Source organism: Ochrobactrum sp. WV_118_8, from assembly GCF_039631535.1.
GTDB lineage: Bacteria > Pseudomonadota > Alphaproteobacteria > Rhizobiales > Rhizobiaceae > Brucella > Brucella anthropi.
Genome location: NZ_JBDIUZ010000002.1, coordinates 1,161,412 through 1,178,610, shown reverse-complemented (window position 1 = coordinate 1,178,610; position 17,199 = coordinate 1,161,412). Strand labels below are relative to the sequence as shown.

Sequence of the window (17,199 nt, the reverse complement as noted above, 5' to 3'; positions counted from 1 at the left end):
TTTTTTAAGCTACCGATCATTAGATCGCGTTTCCGAGGTGTCTAATCCTCTGAGGGGCTGCGTGGCAGCCATGAAGTAACAGGAAAATCCTGCCAAAAGCAGGGGCATCAGACATCGGGGATTAAACTATGCGCGTCGATATGAAGAGCCGAACTCAGACTGGTCGTGGCCAAGGTTCTCAGGCTCTTCTTAAAACCGGGCTGTCAGCGCATCTGCTCGCGGCAAGTGCGCTGGTTGCGGTCGCGGCATTCGCGCCAAGTACGGTTTGGGCGCAAGCCGCTGCCAACAGCCAGGTGCAGCGCACGTCGTTTGATATTGCAGCACAGCCGTTGTCCAAAGCGCTGGTGCAATACTCAAACAAAACCGGCGTTCAGCTGTTCTTTGACGCAAATATTGTGCGCGGCAAGAACTCCGGCGGTGCACAAGGTTCGCTGACACGTTCGGAAGCACTAGGCCGGATTCTCTCCGGTTCTGGCCTCACATATAGTTTGCGCGGCAATACCGTCACGATATCGGCGCAGCAATCAGTCGATGCTGGCGCGGTTGCTCCTGATGGGTCTTTGCTCCTCGATACGATTACCGTTGAAGGCAATAGTGGCAGCGACACGTCGAGGAGCGTTGTCGTTGAAAGCTCTGGCGGAGCCACCAAGACCAATACGCCGCTTATCGAGGTGCCGCAGTCAGTATCTGTTGTCAGCCGCAAGCAGATCGAGATGCAGAATGCGCAAAGCGTCACGGAAATGCTGCGTTATGTCCCCGGCGTAAGCATTGAAACCTACGGTCCGGACCCAAAAGGCTATGACTGGATTTTCATGCGCGGTTTCAACGCGCAGTCGACCAGTTCCTATCAGAACGGCCTGCGTCAGCTCTCCAATTCCTACACCTTCTTCCGTACCGATCCGTACGAACTGGATTCCATCGAAGTGCTGCGTGGTCCTGTTTCGTCGCTTTACGGACAGAGCGATGCTGGCGGTCTGGTCAATCGCGTTACCAAGAAGCCGCAGGCTGAAGCTTCGCATGAAGCATCGGTCGAATATGGCAGTTTCAATCGCAAGCAGATTGGCGTCGACCTGACCGGGCCGGTCAATGAAGACAAGACACTGCTCTATCGTCTGGTCGGCGTGGTTCGCAAGGGCAACACGCAGTTCGAATATTCCAATGGCGACGAGGTCAAGGACGATCGCTACATGATCGCGCCTTCGCTCACCTGGGCACCCGATGCGGATACGTCGTTGACGGTTTCGGGCCAGTTGCTGCGCGACGATAGTGGCGGCAGCGTGCTGCCTGCGACGATCAGCAGCCTTTATCCGAATTACCCCAATATTCTGGTTGGTGATCCTGATTTCAACCGCAGCGTCCAGAAGCAGGGCAGCATCGGCTATGAGTTTGAACATCATATCAACGACACCTGGACGGTGAAGCAGAACCTTCGCTACGGACAGGTCAGCTTCCTGCTCGACAATGTGCTGGCGCTTGGGCTCGGGCCGACCGGGATCACGCGTCAGGCGCGTCGCTTCGATGAGAATATGAGCGGGCTGGTGGTCGACAATCAGGCCATTGCGGAATTTGAAACCGGCAACATCTCCCATCAGGCACTGTTCGGCCTTGATTACTCCTATTCGGATTCCGATGTGACGCAGTATCGTGATCCGGCCCCAACGCTGAACCCGTTCAATCCGTCTTATGGTATTCCGATTTCTGTTCCGACGACGGTAACGCAAAGCTATCGCCAGAAATACAATCAGACCGGGCTTTATGCGCAGGATCAGATCAAGTTCAACGACAACTGGATTGTCACTTTGGGCGGGCGCTATGACTGGCTGGACCTCAACAGCCATAATCGTCTCGATTCCAGTGATACAGATCAGAGCATTGGGAAATTCAGCGGTCGCGCGGGTATCACCTATGTGACGCCATGGGGCATCGCGCCCTATGTCAGCTATTCGGAATCCTTTGTGCCCAATCTCGGCGCGGATAACAGCGGCAACACTTTCGATCCGTCGGAAGGCCGTCAGTGGGAAGTCGGCGTAAAATATCAGCCAAAGGAAATCGACGCGCTGTTCACGCTGGCGTGGTTCGACATCGTGAAATCGAATGTCGTTTCCTACAGCTATATCGATGGGCCACAGGCGACGGGCGAGGTGCATTCGCGCGGGCTGGAACTCGAAGGCAAGGTCGATCTGAGCTATGGCTGGGATTTCGTCGGTTCCTACACCTATACCAAGGCGGAAATCACCGAAGATGCTGCGGCGTTTATCGGCAAGCAGGTGACGATGGTGCCGGAACACCAGGCTTCGGCATGGCTCAATTACACGTTCAACAGCGGCATGCTTGAAGGCCTCAGCCTTGGTAGCGGCGTGCGTTATGTGGGTGCAAGCTATGGCGACAAAGCCAATACGATCAAGGTCGATGGCCGAACACTCGTCGATGCCGGTGTGAGCTACAAGTACAAGGACATGACCTTCCAGGTGAATGCCACAAACCTGTTTGACAAGAAGTATTTCACCACCTGCGAGGATGCGTTCAGCTGCTATGAAGGCGATCGCCGCTCGGTCATAGGCCGTGTGAAGGTCAGTTTCTGAGGCGAGCGTTTTGCTGACACGTCGCCAGATAATGTTCGGTTCGGGCCTCGCGCTTTGCGCGGGGCTTTCTGGCTTTGGTTTCAGAGCCGCCGCCGCATCTCCTCCACGTGTGGTGGCGATCGACTGGGCAGCGGCAGAAGCCATGCTTTCATTCGGTATTGTTCCCGTAGGGCTTTCCGATACAGCGTTCTATCGTCAGCGCATGGCGGCACCGGTTTTACCGGAAACGGTCGTTGATGTCGGGCCGTTCTGGGAGATCAATCTTGAAGCCCTTGCAGCGCTGAAGCCCGATTTTGTGATCGCAACGGACTATAATCTCGTGATGACGCCGCGCATCGCGGATGTTGCGCGTGTCGAGCTGGTGCCGAGCATCACAACGCCGAATGTCGAACGATACCGGCTGGCGATCGAGATACTGAACCGCGTCGCGGACTTATGCGGTGTTTCGCCTTCCGTGCCGTCTTCTGTGGTTGAGGACGCGGAAAGCCGTTTTGCAAAGGCGCGCGAGACTGTCTCGAAGCATGATTATGCGGTGGGTATCATGCTGCCTGATATCGGCGGGCGTGAAATGACCATGTATGGCGAAGGCACGCTTCCCGATGCCGTGTTGCGAAAACTCGGACTTTCCAATGTCTGGGAAGGCCCGGTCAATGGAACCGGCATGGCGCGTGTCGGACTTGATCGGCTGATGGAAAGCGCTGATGCGGCGTTTCTCGTCGTGGATATTCCTTCGCAGCGGGTTCAGACCGAACGCTCCTTACAACAGAACACGATGTGGAAACTGCTCCGACCAGTGCGCGACGGGCGCGTGGCATGGCTCAATCAATTCCATCCTTTTGGCGGTGTACCTTCTGCGGCCCATCTGGCGGATCTCATCGCCTCGGCATTGGAGAACATGGCGTGAGCAGCGTTGAAGTAACCCACGGCCGCACGCGAGCTTCCCCGCTGCGCTGGGCAATGCTGGGTTTGTCGGTCGCATTTGTATTGTTGCTCATTGTTCAGGGCTTTTTCAGCATTGCTGCGCCTTCGGAATGGCTGCGCATCGTGGCAGCTCCCAATCTGGACGATCCACGCCATGTGATCGGTTATTACAGCTTTCTGCCGCGTCTTGCGGTTGGCCTGCTTGTGGGTGGTGCGCTCGGGCTTGGCGGCGCAGTGTTTCAAACCGTTCTGCGCAATCCGCTGGCTGAACCCGGACTTCTTGGTGTTGCCTCCGGCGCGCAGATTGCACTGGCTTTCACGCTGGTTTTCGCACCCGGCCTATGGATGGCGGGCAACGAAGCCATCGCGCTCATCGGTGCTGGACTGGCACTCAGCCTTTCGCTGTTTATCGCCTCTCGCGGACGGTTTTCATCGACAACTGTCGTGCTGGCCGGCTTGATGGTCGGGCTTTATTGCAATGCAATCTTCAGCCTGCTCGTACTCTTCAATCATGATTACCTCATCAACCTGCTGACCTGGCAGGCAGGTTCCCTGCAGCAAGGTGGCTGGGAAGTCTGCCTTTATCTTCTCCCGCGTCTCCTGCCGCTTGCAGCGCTTATCTTCATCCTGCAACGGCCGCTCAATCTTCTTTCGCTTGGCGATAATCAGGCAAAGGGACTCGGTATTTCGCCAGCAATGATGCGGCTGGTTCTGCTTGCTGCCGCAGCGGCGATGGCTGCGGTTATCACCAGCAGTCTTGGACTGATTGGTATGATCGGACTTGCCGCACCAAATCTTGCACGCACTTTTGCACCCGGACAGGATGGGCGCAGGCTCTTATGGTCGGCCTTGCTTGGTGCGTTGCTGCTGGTCGGTATCGATCAGCTGCTGCGGGCCATAGCGCCTTTCGTCGGCAACATTCCCGCGGGTGCCGCTGCAGGCCTTTTCACAGGACCAATTCTTGTCATTCTGGCAAGCCGCGTTCGTCTGCCTGCTGTGTCTTCAACGCAGGCAATCACCCCGGCGAGAGAGCAGATCAAGAAACCGCTGCACCTGCTTTTAGCGCTTTCATGCGCTCTTGCCCTTTGCATGATCATATCGGCGCTGGTGTCGAAAACACCTGAAGGCTGGAGCCTTGGCGCACCAGAGGCCGTAACATGGTGGCGTGTGCCACGTATTTTTACGGCGGCCGGCGCAGGCATATGTCTTGCGGTTGCGGGCCTTGTTCTACAGGGTACGCTCCGAAACCCGATGGCCAGTCCCGACTTGCTTGGCATTGGTTATGGCGCGGGCTTCGGGCTTGCAATCGCAGTGCTCTTCATTGGCGATGCGGGTGGCTTTTCCAAGCTTGTTGTGGCCTCCATTGGCGCTTTGGTGGTGCTCAGCGCCATTGCCGGGATCGGCTGGCGTATGGCGTTCCAGCCAGAGCGTGTTCTTCTTGTCGGCGTAGGCTTGGGAAGCATGTTCCACGCGCTGATGATCCTGCTTCTTGCCAGCGGCAATCCGCGTGTGGCTGGCCTCCTGAACTGGTTTTCCGGTTCAATGGGCAATATCGGCTGGAATGACGCGGCTTTGGTTTGCATCTGCGCGATTATCGTTCTGCTTGCGGCTCTTCTTTTCAGGCGCCCACTCGACCTCTTTCCGTTGGGCGATATGACAGCGCGCGCTGTTGGCCTCAAAGTCTCGTCAAGCCGCGCGATCCTTCTTGCTCTTGCAGGTGTTGGAACAACAGCGGCAACGATCACCATTGGGCCTGTCAGTTTCATCGGTCTTATGGTGCCGCATTTTGCTGCCCTGCTCGGGTTCAGAAGCGTGACGATGCGCCTGCTCGCCAGCGCTCTGCTCGGCGCATTGCTGCTCGTTTTTGCGGATTGGCTTGGGCGCAATCTCGCTTATCCGTGGCCCATGTCTGCCGGGTTGCTCGCATCCCTCATCGGGGGCGGCTTTTTTCTCAGGTTACTTTCCAAACCAAATTAGCCAAATCAAACTAGCCAAGTAAAACTAGCCAAGTAAAACTAGCCAAGTAAAATTGGATCGACCTTTAGTCTGAAAACCATTCCGGCTTTCAATCATTCCAGGCAGATTGAAGAAGTGGGTGACACTATTCGCTTTTCGCGTAAGTTCGACTGACTTCTATTGGATTTCTAGAACTCGCATTCATCGGCAAAAAATCCGTGACGAGATAATCCATCGGAGGGGCTTGACTGACAAGGACCCGATACAGAAAACCTAAACCATAAAAAGATGCATGCCTTCTGAGAAACGGGAGAAATAAACTTTGGCAGTCGGTCGTCAATCCATGCCGCCGCTCAACGCGCTGGTAGTTTTCGACAGTGCGGCTCGGCTCGGGAGTTTCTCTCGCGCAGGTTTGGAGCTCGGCCTCACCCAAAGCGCCGTCAGTCGGCAGATTGGCAAGCTGGAAGCCTTCATAGGCTCGAAACTGTTCAATCGTCTGCCTGTCGGCGTGCAGTTGACTGCTATCGGGGAGAGCTATGCCTCGGAGGTAAGCCGACTTCTGGGCGATCTGAGCGCTGTCACAGACGGCTTGCGGGCATGGATTGGGCCGCGACAAATCACGATCGCCTGTTCACGCGGGATTGCCGACCAGTGGTTCCTATCGCGAATAGGCAGGCTGAAGGCGGAAATTCCCGGAATCGAAATCCGGTTGCGTGTAACGGATGACGTGGCACATCTGCGCCTGGACGAGTTTGATCTTGCGCTATTCTATCGCAAGGAGCGGCCTATCGGGGTCAATCTGACCGTGCTGGGCCGGGAGGAAGTCGTACCCGTCTCAGCGCCAGGCGGGCCCGGCATCATGGAACAGGAGGCACCGGTTCTGCTCGCCATCGAAGATACAATGCGCGAGTGGCAGGGTTGGCCGGAATGGTGGCATGATGCCAGACTTTCTCGTCCAGCCGGTGCACTGGAATGGCGGCTCGGTGACTATGGTCTTTGTGTTGCCGCCGCAACGCAGGGCATCGGTATCACGCTTGGCTGGACTTGGCTTATCAAGGAGCAGCTTGCGAGCGGAACATTGGTCCCGGCGCACAGCCACATGATGCGGTCGGACGCCTATTTCTATCTCATGCGACCAGCTGATCGTCACCAGCGCAAAATCGTGCGGGAAGTGTCCGACTGGCTGATAGCAAGCAATGGAACAGATCCAATCACATAAAGATGATCGGATCTGTTAAACATATCATTCCTGCGGAAGAGCGACGCGGCGACGCGCAACCATGCGGAAACGGATGTATCCGATAACGGTGATTATCAGCCAGGCAACCTGTGAGATGAAGGAGCCGAGGTTGAAATTCCAGGCAAGCGAATAGATCAGCGCGACCCCGCCCAAAACATTCAGCAACGGAATGACCGGATCATCGACGGAAAAAATACGCAATTGAATCAGCGCATAGCCCAGAAGGTAAAAGAACGCGCCCACCAAGCCGATCACATCCGGCAAACCCATTTTCGATCTCCAGGATCATCAAAATCTGAAAAAGCGGGGATTGCTTTCCTGAACGAAAAGCACCCCTGCCATCACTGTTGAACGCTCCTTTATTCCTGTTCGCGCAAATGCCAAGACACACATTTCGCATGGGGGTATGCATAAAAGTCATACCCAGAAATTCGACATCAACCCTTGAAAATAAGGGGTCCGGTGAGCTACCCCACCCGCAAAAGCCAATAAGCTATGACTTAAACACAGGGGTACAGAATGCCTGAGCAAAAAAGCCAGTTTCAATTGACACGCCGCTCTTTCATGTCGGGCGCAGCCGGCTTTGGCCTTGTTGCGGCAAGTGGCATGAGTGGCCTTATCAATTCTGCAATGGCCGCAGAAGGTGATGGCACACCAAAGAAAGGCGGAGTGCTCAAGCTCGGCATTGGAGGCGGCTCTACCACAGACAATTTCGATCCGCGCCTGCTGAAGGATTGGGTTCCGGTCAATCAGGCTTACATGCTGATGAACGGCCTTGTCGAAATCGACGCCAACAACAAGGCTGTGCCTGAGCTGTTTGAAAGCTGGGAACCGTCTGCCGACGCCAAGGAATGGACCTTCAAGGTTCGTCAGGGCGTGACCTTCCACAATGGCAAGACGCTCGACGCTGACGATATCATCTATTCGATCAACCTGCATCGCGGCGAAACCACATCCGGTGCTCGTTCGCTCGCTTCGGAATTTACCGATGTCGTCAAGGTTGATGCCGCTACAGTCAAGATTGCGCTGACGAGCGGCAACGCCGATCTGCCTTACATCCTGTCCGATTATCACTTCCTCGTGGTTCCCAAGGACTGGACCGATTTCAACAAGCCGGTCGGCACCGGTCCTTTTGTCTTCGAGCGTTTCCAGCCGGGCGTGCGTTCGCGTTTCACGCGTAATGAAAGCTACTGGAAGCCCAATACGGCCTGGGTCGATGCAGTTGAAGTCATCGTCATCAATGATGTGTCGGCCCGTACCAACGCCATGATGTCCGGTCAGGTTCACGCTATCAACCAGCTTGATTTCAAGACGGTCGATCTGCTCAAGCGCAATCCGAACCTCAACATCGTCCAGTCGTCTGGCGGCCAGCATTTCTCCTTCCTGATGGACTGCACGCAGGCGCCGTTCACCGACAACAATGTTCGCCTTGCCGTCAAGCACGCCATCGACCGGGAGCAACTGCTCAAGACAGCCTTGCGCGGCTATGGACGCTTGGGTAACGACAATCCGATCCCGAGCACCGACCCGTTCTTCGACGCTGCACTGCCGCAGCGTGCCTATGATCCGGAAAAGGCAAAGTTCTATCTGAAGCAGGCTGGCATGGATTCACTGAAAATCCAGCTTTCGGCTTCTGACGCAGCCTTCACTGGCGCCGTCGATGCAGCCGCGATCTTCCGCACTGCTGCAGCCAAGTCAGGGATAGAGATCGATATCAAGCGTGAGCCGGCCGACGGATATTGGGACAATGTCTGGATGAAGGCACCGTTCTGCATGTCTTATCGTGGTGGTCGCCCGACTGCTGATCAGGCCCTGTCGGTCGCTTATGCATCCAACGCTTCGCAAAACGATACACATTGGAAGAGCGCTGACTTTGACGCCAAATTGCTCGAAGCCCGTGCAATGCTCGATCAGGCCAAGCGCAAGGAAATCTATGCCGAGCTGCAGGCCATGATCAGCAATGATGGCGGCGCGCTTATCCCAATGTTCGGCGACTATCTCGACGCCACCTCCAAGAAGCTCAAGGGCGTCACCACGCATCCGATGTTCAATCTGATGGGTGCGCGCCTTGCCGAAAAAGTCTGGCTGGAAGCATAATGTTCGTTCTAATTCTCAAGCGTGTGGGGCTCGGGCTCCTCACGCTGTTCCTCGTGTCGGCGTTGATTTTCGCCGGCACGCAGATCCTGCCGGGTGATGTGGCGTCCGCCATTCTCGGTCAGAATGCCACGCCGGAAGCGCTTGCCACGCTGCGCGAAAGCCTCGGTCTCAATCAACCGGTCCTCGCACGCTATTTCGCGTGGCTTGCAGGTTTCGTGACCGGTGATCTTGGCACCTCGCTTGCCAATCAGCAGCCGGTTGCAGAACTGCTTTGGCCACGTTTCTGGAATACGATGGCACTGGCAGCCTTTGCCGCGGTCGTCAGCGTTCCAATCGCCATCCTTCTCGGCCTTGTCACCGCGGTCAAACGCGGCGGTATTTTCGACCGTGTTATCAACATTGTGGCGCTGGCTTTCGTTTCTCTGCCCGAATATTTCCTCGGCCTGTTGCTGATCCTGTTCCTGTCGATCCGCTTCAACCTGCTGCCAAGCCTCGCCGACACCTATGAAGGCATGACCTTCCTCGAATGGATTCAGGCCACGGCCCTGCCCGCACTGACGCTGGTTCTCGTGACGGTCGCGCAGATGATGCGCATGACCCGCACGGCCGTTTTGTCGGTGATGGATCAGGCCTATGTCGAAACGGCATATCTCAAAGGACTTCGCACCAAGCGCGTTGTGACCAAGCACGCGTTGCCCAATGCGGCGGCGCCTATCGTCAATGTGGTGGCGTTCAACATCGCATACCTCATCACCGGTGTGGTGCTTGTCGAAGCTGTTTTCAACTATAACGGCCTTGGCCGCTTCATGGTTGACGCCGTTTCCAAGCGTGACCTTCCGCTCGTGCAGGCTGCGGCCCTCGTCTTTGGCGCGGCCTATGTCATTCTCAATATCATCGCCGATGTCGCTGCCATCGCGCTCAATCCGCGTCTGAGGCACCCCCGATGAAAAAGTCTATTCCCCTGACGGCGTGGGTCGGTCTTGCGATCGTCACGCTCTGCCTCCTGATGTTTCTGTTCGGCCCGCTAATCGCGCCTTATGGTCAGGAAGAAATCGTTGGTGCACCGTTTGATCCGCCATCGGCACAGTTCTGGTTCGGTCTCGATCAGAATGGTCGCGACATGCTCTCGCGCTTGCTCTTCGGTGCGCAGATGTCGATCGGCGTCTCGCTCGCAGCGTCGCTCCTGTCGTTCAGCGTTGGAGTACCGCTCGGCTTCCTTGCAGCCATCTTCGGCGGCTGGGTCGATACGATCCTTTCGCGCATCGTCGATACCGTCATGTGCATTCCCGTGCTCATTTCGGCGCTCGTCATCCTGCAGGCGCTCGGCTCGTCACTGCCGGTTCTGATCATCACCATCGCATTGCTTGATTCCACCCGCGTGTTCCGCTTAGCACGCATCGTGGCGCAGGGCGTCAATGTGCTGGAATATGCTGAAACCGCCCGTCTTCGTGGCGAAGGTCTCGGCTGGCTGATCTGGCGTGAAATCCTGCCGAATACGCTGCCGCCGCTGATTGCGGAATTCGGCCTGCGTTTTTGCTTCACCTTCCTTTTCGTGGCCGGTCTGTCGTTCCTTGGCCTTGGCATTCAGCCGCCATTCGCGGACTGGGGCGGCATGGTGAAGGACAACCAGCAGGCTATTCTCTACGGCCTCTACGCACCGCTTTTTCCGGCGGCTGCAATCGCCATCCTCACCGTTGGCGTCAACCTCGTCGTTGACTGGCTTTTGGCCGGACGCACGACCACGCAGGGAGCTGATCGATGAGCAAGGATATCGTTCTTTCAATCTCCGACCTCGTCGTCAAAGCACCCAATGACGCAACGCTTGTCGATCATGTCGATGTGACGCTGAAGCGTGGCGAAGTGCTTGGCCTTATTGGCGAGTCCGGCGCAGGCAAATCCACCATTGGCCTTGCCGCGATGGGCTATGGCCGTGGCGGCTGCAGGATCGCTGAAGGCACAGTTGTCGTTGACGATATTTCGCTGATGGATGGCACCCGCGAGACCCGTGAAAAGGCGCGCGGCGCACGCATCGCCTATGTGGCACAAAGTGCGGCGGCGTCGTTTAATCCGGCGCACCGCATTGGCGATCAGATCATGGAAGGCCCGCTCTATCATGGCCTGATGACCAAGGCAGAAGCCAAGGCATGGATGCTGGAACTGCTGCATACATTGCAGCTTCCGGATGCCGACACTTTTGGTGATCGCTATCCGCATCAGGTTTCCGGTGGTCAGTTGCAGCGTGCCATGGTCGCCATGGCCATGTCCTGCCGCCCGGATATTCTGGTGCTGGACGAGCCGACAACCGCGCTGGACGTCACGACCCAGATCGAAGTGCTGGCACTCCTGCGCAGCCTGATCCAGCGTTACAACACTGCCGCTCTTTACATCACGCATGACCTTGCAGTCGTGGCCCAAATTGCCGACCGCATCATGGTTCTGCGTCACGGCAAAATGGTCGAGCTTGGTTCTGCAGAAGAAATTCTCGAAGCGCCAAAGCAGGACTATACCCAGCGTCTGGTGTCTGAGCGTGAATCGAGCATTTCGGGCGAACAGGCCGAACACAAGACCGGCGAAATCCTGCTCGAAGTGAAAAACGCAACCGCCTATTACGGCAAGAAGCTCGTCCTGACCGATGTGGGTTGCTACATCCGTCGCAGCGAAACGCTTGCGGTCGTGGGTGAATCCGGTTCCGGAAAATCAACGCTTGCGCGCATTATTGCAGGCCTGCCGCCACACTCAAGCGGTATCATCACGCTTGCCGGGCAGCGGCTGGAAGCGAACTACAAAAAGCGCTCGCGCGAAGAACTGCGCCGCATTCAGCTGGTTTACCAGCTTCCGGACGTGGCATTGAACCCACGCCAGACCGTTGGTGAGATCATCGGTCGTCCGATGAAGTTCTATTTCGGCATGAATGAGGACCTGCGCGAGATCGAGGTCCAGCGTCTGCTTGAACTGATCGGCCTGCCTGCCGACTTTGCGAACCGCCTTCCGGGCGCACTTTCAGGCGGACAGAAACAACGCGTGTGTATCGCCCGCGCGCTGGCAGCAAAGCCTGATCTTATCATCTGCGATGAAGTCACCTCGGCGCTTGACCCGCTCGTGGCTGAGGAAATTCTCAGACTTCTGCGCAAGTTGCAGGACGAATTGCACGTGTCATATCTCTTCATCACCCACGACCTTGGCGTCGTCCGTCGGCTCGCCGACCGCACCATGGTGATGCAGAAGGGCAAGGTGGTCGAAACCGGCACCACGAAGGCAATCTTCGAACCGCCTTACGAGCCCTATACGGAGCAGCTCATCACATCCGTTCCGGAGCTGCGCCGCGACTGGCTGGACGACATACTCAAGGCTCGCGCCGCCAGCTAAACTACCGATGCGGCGCTAATGCCGCACCGGCTCCTCTTTATTGAAATTGGAACCGATCATGACCGTCAATATCACCGAGCACCTGTGGATCACTCTGAAAGATGGCACCCGTCTTGGCGCGCGCCTGTGGCTGCCTGAAGGCGCTGAGGCAAATCCCGTTCCTGCCGTGCTCGAATATATTCCATACCGCAAGCGTGATGGCACCCGTGGCCGCGATGAGCCAATGCATGGCTATTTCGCACAGAACGGCTATGCCGCGATCCGTGTCGACATGCGTGGTACGGGCGAATCCGATGGACATATGGCTGACGAATACATCCAGCAGGAACAGGATGACGCGCTGGAAGTCATCGCCTGGATCGCTGAGCAACCATGGTGCAGCGGCAATGTCGGCATGATGGGCAAGAGCTGGGGGGGCTTCAACGGCCTTCAGGTCGCAGCCTGCCGTCCACCAGCATTGAAGGCGATCATCACCGCCTATTCGACCGACGACCGTTTCCGCGACGACATCCACTACATGGGCGGCCTGCTGCTCAATGATAATCTCTGGTGGGGCACCATCATGCTCGCCTATCAGTCGCGTCCGCTCGATCCGGCGATTGTGGGTGCCGGTTGGCGCGATGCATGGATTGAACGTCTGGAACGCCTGCCATTCTTCCCGGCGCTCTGGCTTGAACACCAGCATTACGATGAATACTGGAAGCATGGCTCGGTCTGCGAAGACTGGTCAGCAATCCAGTGCCCGGTTCTCGCCATTGGCGCATGGGCCGACAGTTACACCAATGCTGTTCCGCGCCTGCTCGAAAACCTGCAGGTTCCTGCGCGCGGCATTATCGGCCCTTGGGGTCACGTCTATCCGCAGGACGGCCTGCCGGGTCCGGCAATCGGCTTCCTGCAGGAAGCAGTGCGCTGGTGGGACCAGTGGCTCAAGGGCAAAGACACCGGCATCATGGACGAGCCGAAGCTGCGCGCCTATGTCTGCGACACCATCGAGCCGACTGGCTCCCGCTACTTCACCAATGGACGCTGGGTTGGCGAACAGAACTGGCCGTCGACGGAAATCACGCCTAAGTCCTTCGCGCTTGGTGCAGATTTCACGCTGGGCAAGGCCGATGCCGCCAAGGCTGTGCTTTCGATTTCCTCGCCAAACAGCCACGGTAAGGCTGGCGGCGAATGGATGGCAACGGGTTGCCCCGGCGAACACCCGACCGATCAGCGTCTTGACGATGGCGGCTCGCTCAACTTCGACACACCCGTCCTGACCGAAGATCTTGAAATTCTGGGTGCGCCGGTTGCTCGCCTGACATTTACCGTTGATCAACCGGTTGCACAGGTTTCGCTGCGCCTGAGCGACGTTCTGCCGGATGGCCGCATCACTCGCGTCAGCTATCAGGTCTTCAACCTCAACCACATCAACGGCCATGACAAGCCGGAAATGCTGGTGCCGGGCAAGACCTATGAAATCGCGATCAAGCTCAACGATAGTGGCTATAGCTTCAAGAAGGGCCATCGCATCCGTCTTTCGGTTGCAACGGGTTACTGGCCGATGGTCTGGCCATCGCCAAAGCGCGTGATGCTGACGCTCGACACCGCCACATCGGTTCTCGATCTGCCCGTGCGCCTGCCGTCTGCTGACGATGCGAAGGTTTGCTTCCAGAAGCCAGCGCATGGCCCGGCAACACCGATGACCCAGCTTGATCCGGGCAGCGTACGCCGCTGGACCGAACAGGATCACGTCACCGGCGAAACGCTCTATGTGACGGAAGGCATCGGCGGTCTGTTCGGCGAAGGTATCTTGCGCTTTGACGATCTCGACACACAGTTGAGCCACAGTCTCAAGCGCGAGCTGCGCGTCAATGACAATGACCCGCTGTCGGCATCCTATGTGCTGACACAGGCCTATCAGATGGGTCGTGAAGGCTGGATGATCGACATCAAAAGCATCACGAAGATGCATTCAGATGCTGAGAGTTTCTACATTTCCGGCGTACTGACGGCGAAGGAAAATGGCGAGACGGTCAAAATCCGCGAATGGAACCAGACTATTCCGCGCGACCATCTTTAAATGGTCACCACCAGCGTCAGTCCACTTTATTGGATTGACGCTGGTGATGAAACATATGCCGGACGGCACAATGCCAGTTCAATTCAGCTGAACAAAACGTCGTCGGACGTCAACTCGCTCAGCAAGACACCTTCAATTACAATCCCATTCGTTGCGCCATCGATGCTGACGAAAACACCGTCTGGTGTATCAACTGACGCCGCGACGAAGCTGGCGAAATCAGTTATGACCTCAGTATCCCGGAACAAAAGCACATCGCCACCTTGGACATCAAAGTCGGTGACGTGATCAATATCGTTGGATTGCAGTGATGCATTGTCCCAAATGAATGTATCGGCTTCAGTTCCACCGCTGAGAGTGTCTGCACCGGTTCCGCCCAATAACCGGTCAGAGCTTGCGCCACCGTACAGTTTATCATCGCCCTCGCCACCGAGAAGGCTGTCCAGCCCAAACGCTCCATGGATCACGTCGTTGCCCCCGCGACCATTATAGGTATCGTTCCCACTCAAACCTTCACGATAACTCTCGATGCTGACGATGCGGTCATCGCCGTTTCCGCCGAATACCTGAGCACCCTGATAGGCGGAGATGACACTGATGTTGAACACCTCGGTCGAGGTATAGTCGGCGGCGTCGAACTTGAAACCGGCTGCCACATCGTCGAAAGTGACGGCCAATGTATCAATACCGTCGCCTCCATCAATGGTGCCAAGTCCTCCATCCGAATAGATCGAAAACGTGTCGTTTCCGGCACCGCCGTGCATTTCAAACCAATAGCCACTATAGCCACTGTCTATTGATCCTGCGGTGAAGTAGTCGTTTCCGTCGCCTCCAAACAAGATATCGCCGTCCGTGTCCGTGTTCTGTAAATAGTCGTCGCCTGCTCCACCCAATAATATGTCGGTTCCAGCTCCGCCGTAGAGACGGTCATTGCCATCTCCTCCATTCAGCGTGTCGTTACCTTCGTCGCCCATCAGGGTATCGTTTCCCCTGCCGCCGCTGAGCTTATCGTTGCCATCATTACCGGACAGCGTGTCATTGCCATTACCGCCGTCGATCACATCATCACCGCTGCCGCCCTTGATCTGGTCGTCACCATCCCCGCCCAGTAGATTGTCGTGGCCCGCTCCACCGGTTATCTGGTCGTTGCCAGTACCGCCTCGCACATAATCATTGCCCGCGCCTGCATGTATGTTGGCAAACTGGAAGCCCGTAGCATCTATAGTATCATTGCCCGCGCCGGTCTTGAGGTTGAGGCGTTCCAGATCGGTGAAGTAGAGGTGATCAAAGCTTGAGCTGCCATCTCCCCAATAGGCATGTCCCTGCATTGCGTTAAACGCAACTGAGTCTGAACGATTGGATAAATCGGTAACGAGCGTATCAACCCCTTCACCACCTCTTGCCGCACCGCCCGAAAAATTGAATATGAGGCGGTCGTTGCCGCTGGCGCCGTTTAATTCATCGAACTCCGGCACATTGCGCCATGTTGTTGTCAGGACGTCATCGCCCGCACCGCCGTCGATGATATCGCTACCAAGACCTCCGTCGACGATGTCATTTCCCGCAAGGGCCCAGATGCGGTCATTCTCTTCCGTGCCAACTATAGTATCGGCATCATTGGTTCCAACGATCTTCGGCATCGCATGTCCTCCTACTGAATATAGCAGAAGTATGGGCGAATATTTTATCATAGTTAAATAAGATAATATTACATTCAAAACTATTTTGATTATCAAAGTAATTTAATGATAGATATTATGGTATATGGAAGATAATTGTAAATTATAAATCGACTTGGTTGTGAGCCGATATTCTCATCGAAGCGAAGTGCGATTTGGAACGGAAGCTTCGATTATTTTCATCCAGATGGATGCTTCCTCGACCGTAACTGACCGGTGTATGGACGGTACGATTAGGCTTCGTACTCAGTCCCTATTGCAATAGCAGTGCGCGCTTGCTTAATTGAAAAAATGGCGTTTACCCTGCGGCAGTTACAATACTTCATCGCTGTGGCCGAACAGGGGTCTGTGACCCGTGCGGCGCAGAAACTATCCATTTCCCAATCGTCCGTTACAGAAGCCGTCAAAGAACTTGAGACGGACCTGAATGTAGAGCTTTTCGAACGGCACCCTCGCGGCCTTACCGTTACACATAACGGTCATCAGTTTTTGCGCCACGCAACGAAAATTCTGGCAGACGTATCGGATGCCCGCCGCTCCTTCACGGACAATCGCATTCAGGAAAAAGGTAAACTCAATCTCGGCGTCACCTCGCTCGTCGCGGGTTATGTGCTGTCGGACCTGCTTGCCCGCTATCGCCGGGCTTTTCCCGGCGTTGAAATCAGCGCCATTGAGGATAATGGTTCCTATCTTGAACATCTCCTGGTCGGTGGTGAACTGGATGTGGCAGTGATGGTTATCTCCAATCTCCGGGACCGTATGGCACTTCACGCGGAAATTCTCGAAACCTCGCCCTATCGGCTGTGGCTGCCTCTGGGCCATCCGCTGGTCCCGACGGACAGCATTTCGGTAAGCGATATCGCGAAGGAACCTCTGATCATGCTGACGGTTGATGAAATCGAGGAAAATACCGGCAAGCTTCTGGCCGCCCTCGGCGCCCGTCCGCATGTGGCTTTTCGCACGCGTTCAGTGGAAGCCGTGCGCAGTTTGGTAGCCACCGGTGCAGGCATCGCGCTCCTTCCCGATCTCGTCTATCGCCCATGGTCGCTGGAAGGTGATCGGATCGAAAGCCGCGATGTCTCTGGGTCACTGCCTGTCGTGCAGGTCGGCATGGCCTGGCGCAAGGGATCGAGCCTGCCCCAATCCGCGCGTGACTTTATTGGCATTGCCGAAGCGGCCCGTTCCGGCAGACTGCGTTAGTCTTCGATATCGGGAAAACCGATATCAGCTTTTCGATAAATGAATTTGCGAAAGGCAAGGTTTCAGCACACGATCCGTTCCGGGAACAAAATC

General features: G+C 56.2%; 12 protein-coding genes. 10 read left to right on the top strand and 2 right to left on the bottom strand.

Annotation, left to right across the window (positions count from 1 at the left end; all coding sequences use genetic code 11):
* Positions 1–128: 128 nt before the first annotated feature.
* The 4 genes from ABDF71_RS19520 to ABDF71_RS19505 all read left to right on the top strand — a co-directional run bounded on the left by ABDF71_RS19520 (position 129) and on the right by ABDF71_RS19505 (position 6,678).
* Positions 129–2,582, top strand: coding sequence for a TonB-dependent siderophore receptor (locus ABDF71_RS19520; protein ID WP_029928611.1), 2,454 nt, complete (start codon positions 129–131; stop codon positions 2,580–2,582).
* A 10-nt stretch (positions 2,583–2,592) separates the two neighbouring features.
* Positions 2,593–3,486 carry an ABC transporter substrate-binding protein gene (locus ABDF71_RS19515; RefSeq protein WP_226622698.1) on the top strand — a complete coding sequence of 298 codons (894 nt, stop codon included), beginning with the start codon at positions 2,593–2,595 and terminating at the stop codon, positions 3,484–3,486.
* The gene (gene fhuB / locus ABDF71_RS19510; protein ID WP_258124629.1) at positions 3,483–5,480 is read left to right on the top strand and encodes a Fe(3+)-hydroxamate ABC transporter permease FhuB; all 1,998 of its coding nucleotides are present in this window, start codon (positions 3,483–3,485) and stop codon (positions 5,478–5,480) included. The genes ABDF71_RS19515 and fhuB overlap by 4 nt, the downstream gene beginning before the upstream one ends.
* A 301-nt stretch (positions 5,481–5,781) precedes the next feature.
* On the top strand, positions 5,782–6,678 hold the full coding sequence (locus ABDF71_RS19505; protein WP_081861799.1) for a LysR family transcriptional regulator: 897 nt from the start codon (positions 5,782–5,784) through the stop codon (positions 6,676–6,678).
* Positions 6,679–6,702: 24 nt separating this feature from the next.
* Here the strand turns inward: ABDF71_RS19505 and ABDF71_RS19500 are convergent, their stop codons facing one another.
* Positions 6,703–6,969, bottom strand: a complete 267-nt coding sequence (locus tag ABDF71_RS19500) for a CBU_0592 family membrane protein (protein WP_010660511.1) — start codon at positions 6,967–6,969, stop codon at positions 6,703–6,705.
* A gap of 249 nt (positions 6,970–7,218) precedes the next feature.
* On the opposite strand from ABDF71_RS19500, the gene ABDF71_RS19495 reads away from it, so the two are divergent.
* The 5 genes from ABDF71_RS19495 to ABDF71_RS19475 are packed head-to-tail and all read left to right on the top strand — an operon-like array spanning position 7,219 to position 14,227.
* The gene (locus ABDF71_RS19495; RefSeq protein ID WP_010660510.1) at positions 7,219–8,796 is read left to right on the top strand and encodes an ABC transporter substrate-binding protein; all 1,578 of its coding nucleotides are present in this window, start codon (positions 7,219–7,221) and stop codon (positions 8,794–8,796) included.
* Complete coding sequence (locus ABDF71_RS19490) at positions 8,796–9,743, top strand: ABC transporter permease (RefSeq protein ID WP_010660509.1); 948 nt, start codon at positions 8,796–8,798, stop codon at positions 9,741–9,743. The genes ABDF71_RS19495 and ABDF71_RS19490 overlap by 1 nt, the downstream gene beginning before the upstream one ends.
* Positions 9,740–10,558 (top strand): ABC transporter permease, encoded by an 819-nt coding sequence (locus ABDF71_RS19485; RefSeq protein WP_010660508.1) that lies wholly within the window; start codon positions 9,740–9,742, stop codon positions 10,556–10,558. The genes ABDF71_RS19490 and ABDF71_RS19485 overlap by 4 nt, the downstream gene beginning before the upstream one ends.
* The gene (locus tag ABDF71_RS19480; RefSeq protein WP_029928604.1) at positions 10,555–12,162 is read left to right on the top strand and encodes an ABC transporter ATP-binding protein; all 1,608 of its coding nucleotides are present in this window, start codon (positions 10,555–10,557) and stop codon (positions 12,160–12,162) included. The genes ABDF71_RS19485 and ABDF71_RS19480 overlap by 4 nt, the downstream gene beginning before the upstream one ends.
* A gap of 58 nt (positions 12,163–12,220) precedes the next feature.
* Positions 12,221–14,227: a CocE/NonD family hydrolase gene (locus ABDF71_RS19475; protein WP_029928603.1), complete on the top strand. Its 2,007-nt coding sequence runs from the start codon at positions 12,221–12,223 to the stop codon at positions 14,225–14,227.
* A gap of 83 nt (positions 14,228–14,310) precedes the next feature.
* On the opposite strand, the gene ABDF71_RS19470 is transcribed toward ABDF71_RS19475, so the two are convergent.
* Positions 14,311–15,867: a calcium-binding protein gene (locus tag ABDF71_RS19470; RefSeq protein ID WP_029928601.1), complete on the bottom strand. Its 1,557-nt coding sequence runs from the start codon at positions 15,865–15,867 to the stop codon at positions 14,311–14,313.
* A 330-nt stretch (positions 15,868–16,197) separates the two neighbouring features.
* On the opposite strand from ABDF71_RS19470, the gene ABDF71_RS19465 reads away from it, so the two are divergent.
* Entirely contained in the window at positions 16,198–17,106 is a 909-nt protein-coding gene (locus tag ABDF71_RS19465; protein WP_029928592.1) for a LysR family transcriptional regulator, read from the top strand.
* Positions 17,107–17,199: the final 93 nt, after the last annotated feature.